The 15132-nt window shown below is 41.9% G+C and carries 16 protein-coding genes; 5 read left to right on the top strand and 11 right to left on the bottom strand.

Features of this window, described 5'->3' with window-relative positions:
• Positions 1-148 precede the first annotated feature (148 nt).
• Entirely contained in the window at positions 149-517 is a 369-nt protein-coding gene (locus G593_RS0104265) for a helix-turn-helix domain-containing protein (protein ID WP_029730895.1), read from the top strand.
• A gap of 278 nt (positions 518-795) precedes the next feature.
• Here the strand turns inward: G593_RS0104265 and G593_RS0104260 are convergent, their stop codons facing one another.
• Entirely contained in the window at positions 796-993 is a 198-nt protein-coding gene (locus G593_RS0104260) for a helix-turn-helix domain-containing protein (RefSeq protein WP_029730894.1), read from the bottom strand.
• Positions 994-1210: 217 nt separating this feature from the next.
• Between G593_RS0104260 and G593_RS0104255 the strand changes: the two genes are divergently transcribed.
• Positions 1211-2263, top strand: a complete 1053-nt coding sequence (locus G593_RS0104255) for a tyrosine-type recombinase/integrase (RefSeq protein ID WP_029730893.1) — start codon at positions 1211-1213, stop codon at positions 2261-2263.
• A gap of 11 nt (positions 2264-2274) precedes the next feature.
• On the top strand, positions 2275-2613 hold the full coding sequence (locus G593_RS0104250) for a hypothetical protein (RefSeq protein ID WP_029730892.1): 339 nt from the start codon (positions 2275-2277) through the stop codon (positions 2611-2613).
• 217 nt (positions 2614-2830) lie between these two features.
• On the opposite strand, the gene rpsI is transcribed toward G593_RS0104250, so the two are convergent.
• Together rpsI and rplM are read right to left on the bottom strand one after the other, a co-directional pair.
• A complete protein-coding gene (rpsI, locus tag G593_RS0104245; protein WP_005335953.1) occupies positions 2831-3223 on the bottom strand; it encodes a 30S ribosomal protein S9 in 393 nt (130 codons plus the stop codon).
• Positions 3224-3249: 26 nt separating this feature from the next.
• Positions 3250-3678: a 50S ribosomal protein L13 gene (gene rplM / locus G593_RS0104240; protein ID WP_022278613.1), complete on the bottom strand. Its 429-nt coding sequence runs from the start codon at positions 3676-3678 to the stop codon at positions 3250-3252.
• Between the two features lie 374 nt (positions 3679-4052).
• Here rplM and G593_RS0104235 point away from each other — a divergent pair, with 374 nt between their 5' ends.
• Together G593_RS0104235 and G593_RS0104230 are read left to right on the top strand one after the other, a co-directional pair.
• Entirely contained in the window at positions 4053-5414 is a 1362-nt protein-coding gene (locus tag G593_RS0104235; protein ID WP_029730891.1) for an MATE family efflux transporter, read from the top strand.
• 2 nt (positions 5415-5416) lie between these two features.
• A complete protein-coding gene (locus G593_RS0104230; RefSeq protein ID WP_029730890.1) occupies positions 5417-6724 on the top strand; it encodes an alpha-amylase family glycosyl hydrolase in 1308 nt (435 codons plus the stop codon).
• Between the two features lie 81 nt (positions 6725-6805).
• Here G593_RS0104230 and G593_RS0104225 read toward each other — a convergent pair whose 3' ends face one another.
• The 8 genes from G593_RS0104225 to G593_RS0104190 form a co-directional block, all read right to left on the bottom strand.
• Positions 6806-8116, bottom strand: coding sequence for an O-acetylhomoserine aminocarboxypropyltransferase/cysteine synthase family protein (locus tag G593_RS0104225; RefSeq protein ID WP_029730889.1), 1311 nt, complete (start codon positions 8114-8116; stop codon positions 6806-6808).
• Positions 8117-8380: 264 nt separating this feature from the next.
• Positions 8381-9334, bottom strand: a complete 954-nt coding sequence (locus tag G593_RS0104220; protein ID WP_005341157.1) for a LysR family transcriptional regulator — start codon at positions 9332-9334, stop codon at positions 8381-8383.
• 23 nt (positions 9335-9357) lie between these two features.
• The gene (locus G593_RS0104215; protein ID WP_029730888.1) at positions 9358-9795 is read right to left on the bottom strand and encodes an RrF2 family transcriptional regulator; all 438 of its coding nucleotides are present in this window, start codon (positions 9793-9795) and stop codon (positions 9358-9360) included.
• Positions 9795-10301, bottom strand: coding sequence for a flavin reductase family protein (locus G593_RS0104210; RefSeq protein ID WP_005335968.1), 507 nt, complete (start codon positions 10299-10301; stop codon positions 9795-9797). The genes G593_RS0104215 and G593_RS0104210 overlap by 1 nt, the downstream gene beginning before the upstream one ends.
• 16 nt (positions 10302-10317) lie before the next feature.
• Complete coding sequence (locus G593_RS0104205) at positions 10318-11118, bottom strand: zinc ribbon domain-containing protein (RefSeq protein ID WP_029730887.1); 801 nt, start codon at positions 11116-11118, stop codon at positions 10318-10320.
• Between the two features lie 83 nt (positions 11119-11201).
• Entirely contained in the window at positions 11202-12425 is a 1224-nt protein-coding gene (gene tyrS, locus G593_RS0104200; protein WP_005335975.1) for a tyrosine--tRNA ligase, read from the bottom strand.
• A 532-nt stretch (positions 12426-12957) separates the two neighbouring features.
• On the bottom strand, positions 12958-13905 hold the full coding sequence (locus tag G593_RS0104195; protein ID WP_029730886.1) for a TIGR03943 family putative permease subunit: 948 nt from the start codon (positions 13903-13905) through the stop codon (positions 12958-12960).
• 27 nt (positions 13906-13932) lie between these two features.
• Positions 13933-15036 (bottom strand): CobW family GTP-binding protein, encoded by a 1104-nt coding sequence (locus tag G593_RS0104190; RefSeq protein WP_029730885.1) that lies wholly within the window; start codon positions 15034-15036, stop codon positions 13933-13935.
• Positions 15037-15132: the final 96 nt, after the last annotated feature.

The following is a 15132-nucleotide window of genomic DNA, read 5'->3' as shown; positions in this document are numbered from 1 at the left end:
TCCTGTTTTCTCTGTTCTGGGTCGAGTTTATTCTGTACTCTGTCTTGATATTACTGTACTCTGTCCAGTTTGTCAATACTTTTTTGAAATTTTCTTGACTCTGTCCAATTTTCATGATATTTTATAGGCAAGTGAGGAGGTGAATCGAATGAATGAGCGTCTCAAATTATTAAGAAAGACCTTGAAAATCAGTCAAGAGGAGTTTGGAAATCGTCTCGGCATCACCGGAGGAGGTATTTCTAAATTAGAAAAAGGCGACCGTAACATCACAGAGCAGATGGTCAAATCAATCTGTCGTGAGTTCGGCTGTGATTATGAGTGGTTCACAAAAGGTGAGGGTGAAATGTTTGTCGATTCCGACGACGACATCATGGAAACCATTGACCGCATCATGCTCGGCGAGAATGAGTTCCATAAAAACCTGTTCAAGACATTCGCTCGACTGGACGAGGATGAACTGCTCGCCCTCGAACGAATCATTGATAAATTCATAGAAGTGAAAAAAGAAAAATACTGACGGTCTTATCAACCGCCAGTCTCGTGGGTGTAGAGATACGAAACGAATTTGTATATCCTTTTGAGGGTCTTTTCGCTGCGTATCTTTCCGACTATCTCGATGATGTACTCTCTGTACTTGATAGCAACCACCCCTTTCCTGTTCAATCCACTCCTGCGAGGGAGTGACAAACTGAATTATACCACCGATTTCCACGATTGTGGAAATTTTGCAGTGCATTTCCATAATCATGGAAATATTTGCACCGTTCGCCTTTTGGCGTATGTACTGTGATATAATTATTTGTATTCGGATTCAAACAGGTCGGTGATTTTAACATCCAGTGCAATGGCAATCATTTCGAGTTGAAATAATGTCGGAGACACCTTTCCGTTTTCGATGTTGTTGAGCGTAGATTTTCCGAGACCGGATTTCTTTGCCAACTCCATCAAGGTGAGACCCTTTTCGGTTCTCGCCTCCCATGTCAAAATCTTCATCGTCCTCACCTCCTCTCCATGAGGAAAGTGTAAACGATGTGAAATTTGGACAAAAAAAGAGCGACCACCGCTGCAACGGTAATCGCTCCGAGAAACATCTATCTCATGCCCTGCAAAAAGCACTCGATGAATGAATCCTGCAATCATCATTCTACCATAAAACCGTGCTTTTTGCACTGGTTTTATTTTTTATACTCTTTTTTAGGATGGTGATTTTATGAAACTTCCGAACGGATTCGGGTCGGTCTATAAGTTGTCCGGAAATCGCCGGAATCCTTATGTTGCCAAAAAGACAAAAGGATGGGAAATCGACCCCGAAACAGGCAAGACCAAACAGTTATATATAACAGTCGGATACTACCCGACACGCAAAGAGGCATTGACTGCCCTCGCAGAGTTCAACGCAAATCCGTATGACGTGAACGCTGCAAAGGTCACTTTCGAGGATGTATATGAGAGATGGAGTTCAGAACACTTTCCGACCGTCAGTGATTCCAACGTGAAAGGATATAAAGCAGCATATCTCCTCTGCGATAAAATTGCACGGATGCGGTTCGTGGATGTGAAACTTGACCACCTGCAAATGATTGTCGATGAATCCGGCAAGAATTATCCAACACTCCGGAAACTCAAAATCCTGCTCGGTCTGATGTATAAATACGCAGTGATTCACGAAATCATTCCGAAAGAACGGAATCTCGTTGAGTATCTGAACATCAAAAACGCAGGCAATCCGAACGCATACAACCGAGAGCCTTTCTCAAAGGCAGAGGTGAAAAGATTGTGGGATGTCAAAGACACGAATGTGTATTATACCGTCATCCTCATGCTGATATATTCCGGATGCCGAATCGGTGAGATGTTGGATTTGAAAAAGGAAAACGTGAACCTTGAGGAGAGATATTTCAAAATCGTGGAATCAAAGACGGAGGCAGGCATCCGCACCGCTCCGATTGCCGAAAAGATATATCCATTTTTTGAATACTGGTACAACCTCAACGATTGCGAATATCTGCTCTCTACTCCGGACGGCAAACATTTCAAATACCGGAATTATTATGATAGTTACTGGACACCGTTGGTTGCTCCTCTCGGTATGGAACACCGACCGCACGACACACGTCACACATGTATTTCGATGCTGACCGTCGCCGGAGTATCCGACAAGGTCATCAAGAAAATTGTTGGTCATAAAGGACAGAGCGTCACAGAGGTCGTATATACTCATTTTGAAATTGAGGAACTGATTGACGCAATCAATCGTATATAGTGAGGTGTGCCATGAATAGAACTGAATACAAAAATAAATTCTACAAAGAACATTATGACCGGATTCCTCTCGCAGTACCGAAAAGAATGAAAGAGGTCATCAAGCAACTTGCATCCGACAAAGGAATGTCTGTCAATGCCTATATTCAAGACCTCGTCAGAAAAGACCAGTGTGGCATGTTCGACACGATGCAGATTGCAGAGAAAAACAGGGAAATGATTTCCGGTATCACCGGAAACATGCACGACGGATATGACATCATTTTCAAGGACGGTCATTTCTGCCACTGTCGCACAAAGAAAGATGTCCGGTCATGTATCATTGAATATTGCAGCAAAAAGGGCGATTGAATCATCCTTTTTTCTTTATCAGAAATTGTCTTGCACAAGATTCCGAAAGTCTTGCACAAGACCACTTTTCCGGTGTTAGTTACCTGTCAGTTACTTGTAAGTTACCGGAGAAATTTGAGGCTTTTTTGTGCTGTTTCATGTAGTTCCGGAAAATAAGGAAAACCCCGAAAACACAGTGTTTTCGGGGTTTGTTGTTCTTTTCTGATATTCGATTGAATTATCGCTTGCTGAACTGTGGTGCGCGACGAGCTGCTTTGAGACCGTATTTCTTACGCTCTTTCATACGTGGGTCACGTGTAAGGTATCCAGCTTTCTTGAGAACTGGTCTGTACTCAGAATCTGCCTCAAGAAGTGCTCTGGCGATACCATGACGGATTGCTCCAGCCTGTCCTGTGTATCCGCCACCTTTTACGTTAACGATTACATCAAATTTGTCTGCTGTCTCTGTAGCAACTAATGGCTGACGAACAACAACTTTTAATGTCTCAAGTCCGAGATACTCATCGATATCTCTTTTATTGATTGTAATATTACCTGTTCCTGGTACAAGGTAAACTCTTGCAACTGATTTTTTTCTTCTTCCTGTTCCGTAGAATTTTGCTTTAGCCACTGTAATGTCCTCCTTTCAACCTTTCCTTAAAATGTAAGCTCAACTGGCTTCTGAGCCTGCTGCTCATGATCCGGTCCAGCATATACATGAAGCTTCTTAATCATAGATCTTCCTAAAGGTCCTTTTGGAAGCATTCCTTTAACTGCGAGTTCGATAACCTTCTCTGGTTTCTTAGCCATCATCTCTGCTAATGTAGTCTCTTTCATTCCTCCTACATACTCAGAGTGATTGTAATAAATCTTCTGGTTCATCTTCTTACCTGTTACGTTAATCTTCTCAGCGTTAACAACGATTACATAATCACCTGTGTCAACGTGTGGTGTGAACTGAGGTTTGTTCTTACCTCTTAAAACCTTAGCAACTTCTGATGCAAGGCGTCCTAATGTATATCCTGTAGCGTCAACTACATACCATTTTCTTTCAATCTTATCTGGATTAGCCATATAAGTCTTCATGGAATTCCCTCCTGTAATTCTTTAACGTTTATTTTTTTGCTTCTCTATCGAAATCAACATGATTCCGGGGCTTTGGCCTCATGCTGTTTCTTCTTTTGCCATACTGTCATATTATATTATACTGACCCGTGTGTGTCAACCATTTTCAATACTTTTTCCGAACTTTTTCCGAACTTTTTTACACCTCTTTTCTCATGTTTTCAGTCTCTGATTCTATCTTTTTCTTTATTTTCTGATATTTCTTTCTATTACTTCTATATCTTTCTTTTCGCATTCATGGTATCATAGTTGGGAGGTTTTGACTCAATATCATAACTTATGATTGTTTTTTTGCGGCAATATCATTGCTATTTTTTCTTGGGGGAATTATTGATATGCAAAAGAAAATTGACCTGATAAATGGTCCTATTTTATCTTCACTTACAAAACTTGCTCTTCCTATCATGGCAACTTCGCTGATCCAGATGGCTTATAATATGATCGACATGATCTGGATCGGACGCCTGGGAAGTTCCGCTGTCGCTTCTGTCGGCGCTGCCGGCATGTATATGTGGCTTTCTAACGGACTTGTTACTTTAACAAGAATGGGAGGTCAGGTTCACGTTGGTCATGCAGTTGGTGCCGGGCGCACAGACTCTGCGGGGCGTTATGCCGCCACTACATTTCAGATGACGCTTCTTCTTGGCGTTTTGTATGGAATGGTATGTACGATTTTTTCCAAACCTTTGATTGCTTTCTTTCATTTGACAAGCACATCGGTTATAAATGATGCTGTCAGCTACCTGATGATTACATGTGGGCTTGTAATATTTTCATTCTTAAATCAGATATTTACCGGACTGTTTACTGCTATCGGAAATAGTCATCCCGCCTTTCTTTCTACCAGCGTAGGACTTGTTATCAACATCATTCTGGATCCGCTTCTGATTTTCGGGATCGGTCCATTTCCTGCATTAAAAGTTACGGGAGCAGCCATTGCGACGATCATTGCACAAATGGTTGTTACACTGCTTTTTTTATTTTTTGCAAGCCAAGACCAGATTCTGTTTCACCATATTCATTTACTGCAAGCTCCAGATTCTAAGAAAGCTTCAGAAATTTTTCGGCTCGGACTTCCTTCCTGTCTGCAGAGTCTTGTATTTACTGGCATTTCCATGACCATAGCAAGACTGGTTGCCGGATATGGTGATGCTGCAGTTGCCGTACAAAAAGTCGGCGCGCAGATTGAATCGATTTCCTGGATGACTTCAGATGGTTTTGCCTCTGCCGTCAATTCCTTTATTGCTCAGAATCACGGTGCCGGAAAAGAAGACAGGATCCATGCCGGATATCGATCCGCTCTGAAAATCGTACTTCCGTGGGGTCTTTTCTGCACCATACTTTTGGTATGCTTTCCGACTCCGATTTTTAAGATTTTCATCACAGAACCTGATGTTATCCCGATGGGAATCAGCTACTTGATGATCCTTGGTTTTTCTCAATTATTTACCAGCCTGGAGATTACAACCTCCGGTGCATTTTGTGGTTATGGCAGGACACTGCCACCTTCCATTACCGGAATTACTTTGAATCTGCTTCGAATTCCGATGGCACTTGCACTGACTGCAACGTCACTGGCACTTAGCGGAATCTGGTGGAGCATTTCCATCACTTCTATTTTAAAGGGCTTGATTCTATTTATCTGGTTCCAAATTACTATAAAAAAAATAATATTACATAAAGAAAGAAGGTCATAATTATGTGGACTTATAACAGTGTATTTTATCAAATTTATCCGATTGGGTTCTGTGGTGCTCCAGTGCACAATGATGGTGTAACGGTTCCCCGCATCCGCAAGATCATGGAATGGTCCGATTATCTAAAAGACCTCGGTGTAGATTCCATTTTATTAAATCCAATCTTTGATTCCGACAATCATGGATATGACACAAGAGATTTTCGAAAAATCGACTGCCGGCTTGGCACAAACGAAGATTTTTCAGATGTCTGCAAGGATTTGCATGATCACGATATCAAGATTGTACTGGACGGTGTGTTTAATCATGTCGGCCGTGGATTTTGGGCATTTCGTGATGTCCAGGAAAAGAAATGGGACTCTCCATATAAGGATTGGTTCCACATTCGTTTTGATGGTAACAGTTGTTATAACGATGGATTCTGGTATGAAGGATGGGAAGGACATTTTGAACTGGTCAAATTAAATCTCCAAAATCCGGCAGTGGTCGATTATCTTTTGGACTGTGTCCGCTTCTGGATTGATACTTTTGACATCGATGGACTCAGGCTTGATGTTGCATACTGCCTGGACCGCGAATTTATGAAACGTCTGCGACAGTTCACTCAGGAATTAAAGCCCGATTTTGCCTTGATTGGAGAAGTTCTTTTCGGAGATTATAACCAGATTGTCAATGATGAAATGCTTCACAGTTGCACGAATTACGAATGTTATAAAGGACTTTATTCCAGCTTCAATTGCATGAATCTTTTTGAAATCGCACATTCCCTGAACCGCCAGTTTGGACCAGAGGATTGGTGCATTTACTGCGGAAAGCATCTTATGACTTTTGCTGACAACCACGATGTCACAAGACTCGCCAGCATCCTGACTAACCCGGCACATATTCCGCTGGCATACGGTCTGCTTCTTGGTATGCCAGGCATACCATGCCTTTATTATGGAAGTGAATGGGGCGAAAAAGGCGAGAAAGCACCAGACAATGATTATGCACTTCGCCCATGTTTTGATGCACCAAAACCAAATGAACTCACAAAATTCATTAAAAAATTAATCCAGATCCGTCAAAACAGTGATGCACTCTGCAATGGCTCTTATCGAAATGTAGTGATCCAGAATCATCAACTCATATTCGAGCGTTGCTCAGAAAAAGAACGTATACTGGTCACTGTCAATGCATCTGACTCACCCTATACCGCATGGCATCAGGAATTGAATGGAACGGTCCATGACCTGATCAGTGATACAGAAATTCATATGGACGGAAAATTAGAAATTCCACCATATAGTACGATGTACTTGAAATTTTAATAAGTTCTGCCCTGCGTAAAATTGAATTGGGGACGTAGTCAATCATTGATTATCTACATCCCCAATTCATGTGAGATAGGGCTATTTTACTGCCTTGAATGCTTCATCAAGGTCTTGGATAATGTCGTCAATATTTTCAGTACCGACAGAAAGTCTGATCGTGTTTGGTTTGATTCCCTGGTCTAACAGTTCTTCTTCCGTGCACTGGCTATGTGTTGTTGTTGCCGGATGGATTACAAGTGATTTAACATCGGCTACATTTGCAAGGAGTGAGAAGAGCTCCAAATTATCGATAAAGTCTTTTGCTTTCTGTGCATCTCCTTTGATTTCGAATGTGAAGATAGATCCTCCACCGTTCGGGAAGTATTTCTTGTAAAGTTCCTGCTGCTCTGGATCTGTGGATACAGATGGGTGATTTACATGCTCTACCTGCGGATGGTTGTTCAAGTATTCTACAACTTTCAGTGCATTCTGTACATGACGCTCTACACGAAGTGAAAGTGTCTCAAGTCCCTGTAAGAACAGGAATGAATGGAATGGTGAAATTGTTGCACCTGTATCACGAAGCAGGATTGCGCGGATCTTTGTAACAAATGCTGCGGCTCCAACTGCTTTTGTGAAGCTGATTCCGTGATAACTTGGGTTTGGTTCTGTCAGTGAAGGGAATTTTCCCGATGCTTCCCAGTCAAATTTTCCTCCGTCTACAATGACTCCACCGATTGTTGTTCCGTGTCCACCGATGAATTTTGTTGCGGAATGTACAACGATGTCAGCACCGTACTCGATTGGTCTTACAAGATAAGGTGTTGCAAATGTGTTGTCTACTACCAACGGTACTTTATGTGCATGTGCAATTTTTGCATATTTTTCTACATCTACTACATCTGAGTTCGGATTTCCAAGTGTCTCAATGAATAATGCTTTTGTATTTTCCTGGAATGCTGCCTCAACCTCTTCCTCATTAAAAATATCAACAAATGTTGTTGTGATTCCATACTGTGGAAGTGTGTGTTCTAATAAGTTGAAGGATCCACCATAAATGTTTTTAGCCGCTACGATGTGGTCACCATTCTGTGCCAGGTTCTCGATTGTATATGTAATTGCGGCAGCTCCGGAAGCAACTGCAAGTGCTGCAACGCCGCCTTCCAGTGCTGCGATTCTCTTTTCGAATACATCTTCTGTCGGGTTTGTCAGACGTCCGTAAATGTTACCAGCATCTGCCAGACCAAATCTTGCTGCTGCATGATCGCTGTTGCGGAATACATAAGATGATGTCTGGTAAATCGGAACTGCTCTTGCATCTGTAACCGGGTCCGGCTGCTCCTGTCCTACATGTAACTGCAATGTCTCAAATTTAAATTTTCTGTTCTCTCTTGTAATTTTTTCACTCATAATCCCTATCTCCTTTTCTTCTGCTAAATCTCTATTCACCTTGCCAACAAGCTTACTCATTTTATTGCTTACTTGTTTTACTGGCGTGTTTTTGCAGATTGCTCTGCTATTTTCATTGTTTCTATCAAACACATTTCCTATCTGTTTGATAGGTATATAATAGCATGATAATTCCTACCTGTCTAATATGTAAAAAAGAAAGCCGGCTATAAGTAATTCCTATAGTCAGCTTCCTGTATCTTTCTCATATTTTCATCTTCACTTCTAGCTCTGCTTTTGATCCGCTTTTATATCTTCCACGCCACGGATGTCCATGCCCATAGCTTTGTATTTTCGGATTTCTTCCAGATATTTCTGTCCCAAAGGACTAAGCGCCACACCCTTTCGCTTCAGATAACCAATCGTCATATGCTCATTGGATTTCAGCTTCACTGCACAGTAATCTTCACCGTTGAGTCCCTCACATATAATGCCACAGCAAAGTGTGTATGCATTCAACCCTACCATGAGATTTAAAAGGGTCGCCCGGTCATTCGCCCGGATCAGGCGCTTGTATTCGTAAGTACTTAACACTTCCTCTGCAAAATAGAACGAATTATAATTCCCCTGCTCAAATGCAAGACACGGGTATTCTTCCAGTTCTTCTATGGAAATCTCTTCCTTATTTGCAAGAGGATGCCCTTTCCAAAGATAAACATAGACACCACAGTCCAAAATTGGATGAAATTCCAGATCAGACTCCTTAATCATCTTCGTCAATACCTTCTGATTAAAATCATTGATATAAATAATTCCTATCTCGCTGCGGAATTCCTTTACATCTTCAATGACTTCATATGTTTTCGTCTCACGGACCGCAAACTCGTACTCATCCATGCCAAACTGTCTGACCATTTCCACAAATGCATTGACTGCAAATGTATAATGCTGCATAGACACTCCGAATTTTTTCTTTACATTTTTACGTTCGATATAATGAGACTCAATCAGTTCATATTGTTCTACAACTTGTCTTGCGTATCCCAGAAATTCGATTCCTTCCTGGGTAACCGACACCCCTCGGTTGCTTCGCTTGAATAACTCTGCTCCAATCTCTGTCTCCAGCTCTTTGACCGCCTGCGACAAACTTGGCTGCGAGATAAAAAGTGCTTTTGATGCCTCATTCATAGACCCGGTATCTGCAATTGTAATCACGTATCTTAACTGTGTCAGTGTCATATCTTACACTCCTGTCTTACGTTTTAGCCTTCTTTGCATATTGGGTTTTCAATGTCTTCATTTTTCATCAGATCTGCAAGAGTAAATCGATCCGTGTACTCTATGATCACATCCCAAAGACCTTCCCAAAACTTCACTGTCCTACACTGTTCATAATGTTTGCATGCATTTGGCTCATCTTCAATGCAGCCTACCGGAGCCAGACTGCCTTCTGCTGCCCGTAAAATCTCTCCAGCTGTATATTCTTCTGGTTTTTTTGCCAGCATATAACCACCGTTATTTCCACGAAAACTCTTTACATATCCTGATTTCGTGAGGATCGGCATGATCTGCTCCATATATTTCAGTGTAATCCCCTGTCGCTTTGAAATATCTTTTAAGCGAATATATCCGCCTGTGTTATGCTCTGCAAGATCGATCATAATCCGAAGTGCATATCTTCCTTTTGTTGAAACTTTCATTATTTCACCAGTACTTTCTCGATTTCTGCCATGTACATTATGTGGTAATCTTTCTCCGGATACCATCTCTCATCGTTTTCCGGTGCATCAAAGCACTCTGGTTTCATTTCCTGATGATATAACTTCTTACATACAAAAATCATCTCTGCTTCTTCCACTCCTGTTGTTCCGTCGACCGGATAAGGATGAAGTCCGGCTGCCGCCCACTTATCCTCCACATCACGTCCACTGACTGTTCCACAGTAGTTCAGCGCTTTACGCTCCTCCTCCGGGAGAAATGATAACGTAAAGTGATCCGTCTGATCTACAAATTCTTTTGTATAACGGTTTGGTCGGATATATGCGGTTGCAACATTCTTTCCCCACATAATACCAAGACCTCCCCAGCTTGCTGTCATCGTGTTTGACTTCTTCTCATCTCCTGCTGTAATCAGCATCCACTGTTTACTTATCTTCTTAAATGGGTTAAATTCAAGACTTTCAATTGGTACTTCATGAAATGCCATATTTCATTCACTCCTTTTATTCTTCAGTTCCATAAACTTGCACTTCTGCAATACAAGTGTCATTCCAGCTCGTCTTGAGACCTCTGTATACCTGCTCAATAATCAGCTTAAGTTCAGAGGTTTTACATGTATCTGAAAATGTGACCCAGTATTCTTTTTTTTCATCTGAAAATGTAACTTTCCGAATGAAATGGTCGGTCTGAATATCCAGTTCTTTCGGTCTGTTATTCTGCTCATACGCAGCATCATCTTCCCAGCTTCCAAGTTTCAGTGCAAGATACTTTACCGTATATGTTTTTTCAAATTTAAGTGTAAGATTTTCACCCTGTCCGTATCCTGCTACATCTTCCTGCCACGACGTCACTTCCTGACCGTCAATTGCTTTCTCGGCTGTGTTATCATCAAGTTCTGAACTCGCCTTGGAAGATACAGGCTGAATCTGTACATAAGAATCAAGATCCACAGGAGTTGCTTCGTCTACAGAAATTGTAATCTCAGCTTCTTTTTCATCTTCCTGTTCCTGCCGTTCTTCCTTCTTTCGTTCTGTCTCGTTTTTCTTCTTATTTGCCTCTATTGTCTTCTGATCCGGCAGTGCATCTTTCGAATCTGCAGTCAGCTCACTTTGCGTCTCACTGACCTGTTTTTCGAACGCATGGTAACCGGTCTGTGCAACAACAGAGCCAAGCACGACTCCAGCCAGCGCAACGCCGCCTATCATGATCCATGTCCTTGATTTCTTTTTTTCCAGTTTGTACCCACAATGTGGGCAGTAAGATTCTCCATCGTTAATCGGTTTGTCACATCTTGGACACTTCATAGGCTCCACCCTCTACTTATGATAATATTTACCTTTATAATGTTGGGGCAAAAGTCCCCAACATCATTTTATATAATTATATTTTATTTTACAATGACCTTGCGGAAATTTTTCTTTCCTTTTTTCAGAACGATTCCTTCTCCGCCAAAATCTTCTCCGGCAAATGTGTGGGCAATATCTGTGATTTTCTCTCCATCTACAGACACTCCACCTTGCTGTACTGCACGGCGTGCTTCAGATTTGGAAGCTGTCAGACCGCATTTTACAAGCAGTGTCATAATATCAATGTTGCCATCTGTAAGATCAGCCTCTGTAAGTTCTGTCTTAGGCATATCTGCTGCAGCACCTGTACTAAATAATGCCTTTGCAGCCTCCTGTGCTTTTTTAGCCTCTTCTTCACCATGAACAAGACTTGTCAGCTCAAATGCAAGGATTTCTTTCGCTTTGTTAAGCTCTGCTCCTTCCCATTTATCCATTGCGTCAATCTCTTCTAACGGAAGGAATGTCAGCATACGGATACATTTGAGAACGTCAGCATCTCCTACATTTCTCCAATACTGGTAAAACTCAAATGGGGAAGTCTTGTTTGGATCAAGCCATACCGCACCGCTCTGTGTTTTGCCCATCTTCTTTCCTTCGGAGTTCAGAAGCAGTGTAATTGTCATAGCAGAAGCATCTTTTCCAAGTTTACGACGAATCAACTCTGTACCTGCAAGCATATTGCTCCACTGATCATCTCCGCCAAATTCCAGATTACAGCCGTATTTTTGGAACAACTCATAGAAATCATACGCCTGCATGATCATGTAGTTGAACTCGAGGAAGCTAAGTCCTTTTTCCATTCTCTGCTTGTAACACTCTGCTGTCAGCATACGGTTTACAGAAAAATGCGGACCAATTTCGCGAAGGACTTCTATATAGTTCAGCCCAAGAAGCCAGTCTGCATTATTAACCATAAGTGCTTTCCCATCTGAGAAATCGATGAAACGGCTCATCTGCTTTTTAAAGCAATCACAGTTATGCTGGATCTGCTCTGGAGTCATCATACTTCTCATATCTGTTCTTCCAGATGGATCTCCGATGTATCCTGTTCCCCCACCGATCAGAGCAATTGGTTTATTGCCTGCTTCCTGCAGACGCTTCATCAGACACAGTGCCATAAAATGTCCTACGTGAAGGCTGTCCGCCGTCGGATCAAATCCAATATAAAATGTTGCTTTTCCATTGTTTACTAAATCTCTGATTCTTTCTTCATCTGTTACCTGAGCGATCAGACCTCTCGCCTGTAACTCTTCATAAATTCCCATGATTTTCTCTCCTTTATCTCATTCATATTTTTATAAGGACGATATGTTGGTTCTTATTCGCGCGAGTGCGCATCCTGCCGGAGGCTTTTTTATATAATAGGAAATGCAATTTCCTATTATATAAAAACGTCCTTGTCCGCTACCGGACAAGGACGACATATATCGTGGTACCACCTTATTTTACTGACAGCTTACGCCTGCCAGCCTCGTTAAGCCGCATTCACGGCTTAAGCACGTTAACGGGTGCTTCTCGTCACAGCCTACTCGTCCCTGCCTCAGAATACATTTCTCTTACGTTCTTTTTAATTGTACGTCTCCTCATTCTGCATGGTTCTGGATTTCGGTGTGCAGCTTTGGGATGTATTCGTAGTCTCTTCCTTCGTGCGCCTCTCACCTGCCGGCTGCTCTCTGTACGGGTGTATCCACCACTACTTCTTCCCTTCATAGCCTTTGCATATTGGTTATATTTTCTTTACCCTGCTGTTATGCTAACTGATTTGACATGCTTTGTCAAGCAGATTGTGTAATACATTTATCCAAGATATACATAATCCTGTTCCGGTGCCTCGGCCGGTTCAATGTGCATCAAATACAGTACCGGCTGCTCCGGTGCAAATGGCTCTGTCGGCTCAAAGGAATATCTTACACGAACACGATACCATTTCTGCATCTGGATATTTGTAACTTTTGGAATCTTACACGGATATCCATACAGACGGACATCATCTGCACAGCAGGTCATAATTTTTCTGACAGGAACGAACATATCATTCTTCATTCCTTTCGGACGAAATGCCTGTGCGACAAACTCAATCTCTTTATCCATATACTGGTCTGGATGATCATATGCATCTACATACCAGATTCCAAAGTCTTCATCTTCAATTTTAATTGGATTTTCCTTAATATCAAATGGCAGGTCTTCAGCTGTCGGCTGAATGATCTTGCCGTCCATTCCTTCAAATATCAACTGTGCCATTGGATTCTGTACCTTAAGTGCACGTCTGAATCCGGAACGATCCACACCTTCCGGGCAACGGTTGATAATAATAAGCTCTGACTCGGTAAGCTGCTCCATCAACATATTTCTCATGTTTTTCAGGTACATATCCAGTGTCGTTCCATTAACAGTAGAATAAATTCCCTGAATCTGCCATTTGCGTGGGTACTTAAGCTGTAACAAATCTTCCAGCTTCCACATTCCATTGTATTCAATGACAACCTGCGCCGGATGATAGTTCTTCTCGCAGTTTGTAAAAAATGCTGCATTTAACTGCTCAAATTTATCTATCTTTAAAAGCACCATATCATTTTCTTCCAGATATTCCTTGGAATATTCTTCCTCACCTTCTTCACAAAGAATCAGAAGTGTAAGTCCCGGTTCGATCCATTCCTGCTCCATCAAAGTATCTTTGACAAGCAACGTCTTTCCACTGTCCAGAAATCCGGTACATATATATACTGGTGTTGGTTCCATCATTGTTTTTGCTGCTCCTTTATATCTTTACTATTGTACATGGAATAATTTAGCCAGTTCGTCTTCTTTGAGATCTGTTCCAATTACAACCATACGTCCTGCATAATCAGCATTTCCATCTCTGACCTCATACTCCTGCGGAACAAGATCAAACTGCTTCCAGTTACCGTCTGTCATCTGGATAATTCCTTTGGAACGAAGGATTGTTCCATACGCATCTGTCTCAGACAATGCTTTCAATAAGTAATCCAGCTCTTCCTCTGTGTACTTGTGCGCAGTTTCCTTACCCCAGCTTGTGAACACTTCATCCGCATGGTGATGATGGTGGTGGCCACATCCACAACTACACTCCTCATCATGGTCATGATGATGCTCATGGTGATGACCGCATCCACACTCCTCGTCATGGTCATGGTGATGCTCATGGTGGTGGCCGCATCCGCACTCCTCGTCATGATCGTGATGATGCTCATGGTGATGGCCGCATGTACACTCCTCGTCATGGTCATGATGATGCTCAAATAATCCTTCGATCTCTGCACCGTGCTCGAGAGCGTGACGGATTGCGTCTCCGCTCAGCTGATCCCACGGTGTGGAAATGATTGTAGCCTTGTCATTCTTCTCTCTTAAAAGATGTACACAAGCCTCTATCTTCTCGTCTGTCATATTCTGAGTTCTGCTGATTACGATTGTCGATGCATGCTCCACCTGGTTCTCGAAAAACTCTCCAAAGTTGTCCAGGTACATTTTCGCTTTCTTTCCATCTACAACTGTAATTCTTCCTTCTATTTCAATGTCTGCATCTTCTTTTACATTTTCAATCGCTGCTGCAACATCAGAAAGTTTGCCGACTCCTGATGGCTCAATAATTACGTGATCCGGGTGATACTCATCCAGTACTTTTTTAAGTGCTACACTAAAATCTCCGACCAGTGTACAGCAGATGCAGCCTGAGTTCATTTCAGTAATCTCGATTCCTGCATCCTGAAGAAATCCACCGTCAATACCAATCTCACCAAATTCATTTTCAATCAGCACAAGCTTCTCGCCTGCGAAAACTTTTTCAATCAGTTCTTTAATAAATGTAGTCTTTCCGGCTCCAAGGAATCCAGATATAATGTCAACTTTTGTCACGTTTATTACCTCTCTTCGATATTAAATACAAAAATATGTTCCGTTTTTTATATTAACACAAAAAATGTTGTGTTTCAAGGCTATGTAAGCCAAAAC

This window comes from Dorea sp. AGR2135, from assembly GCF_000420885.1.
GTDB lineage: Bacteria > Bacillota > Clostridia > Lachnospirales > Lachnospiraceae > Dorea > Dorea formicigenerans.
The sequence above is the reverse complement of the archived record's forward strand: the minus strand, read 5'-3'. Positions and strand labels throughout refer to the sequence as shown.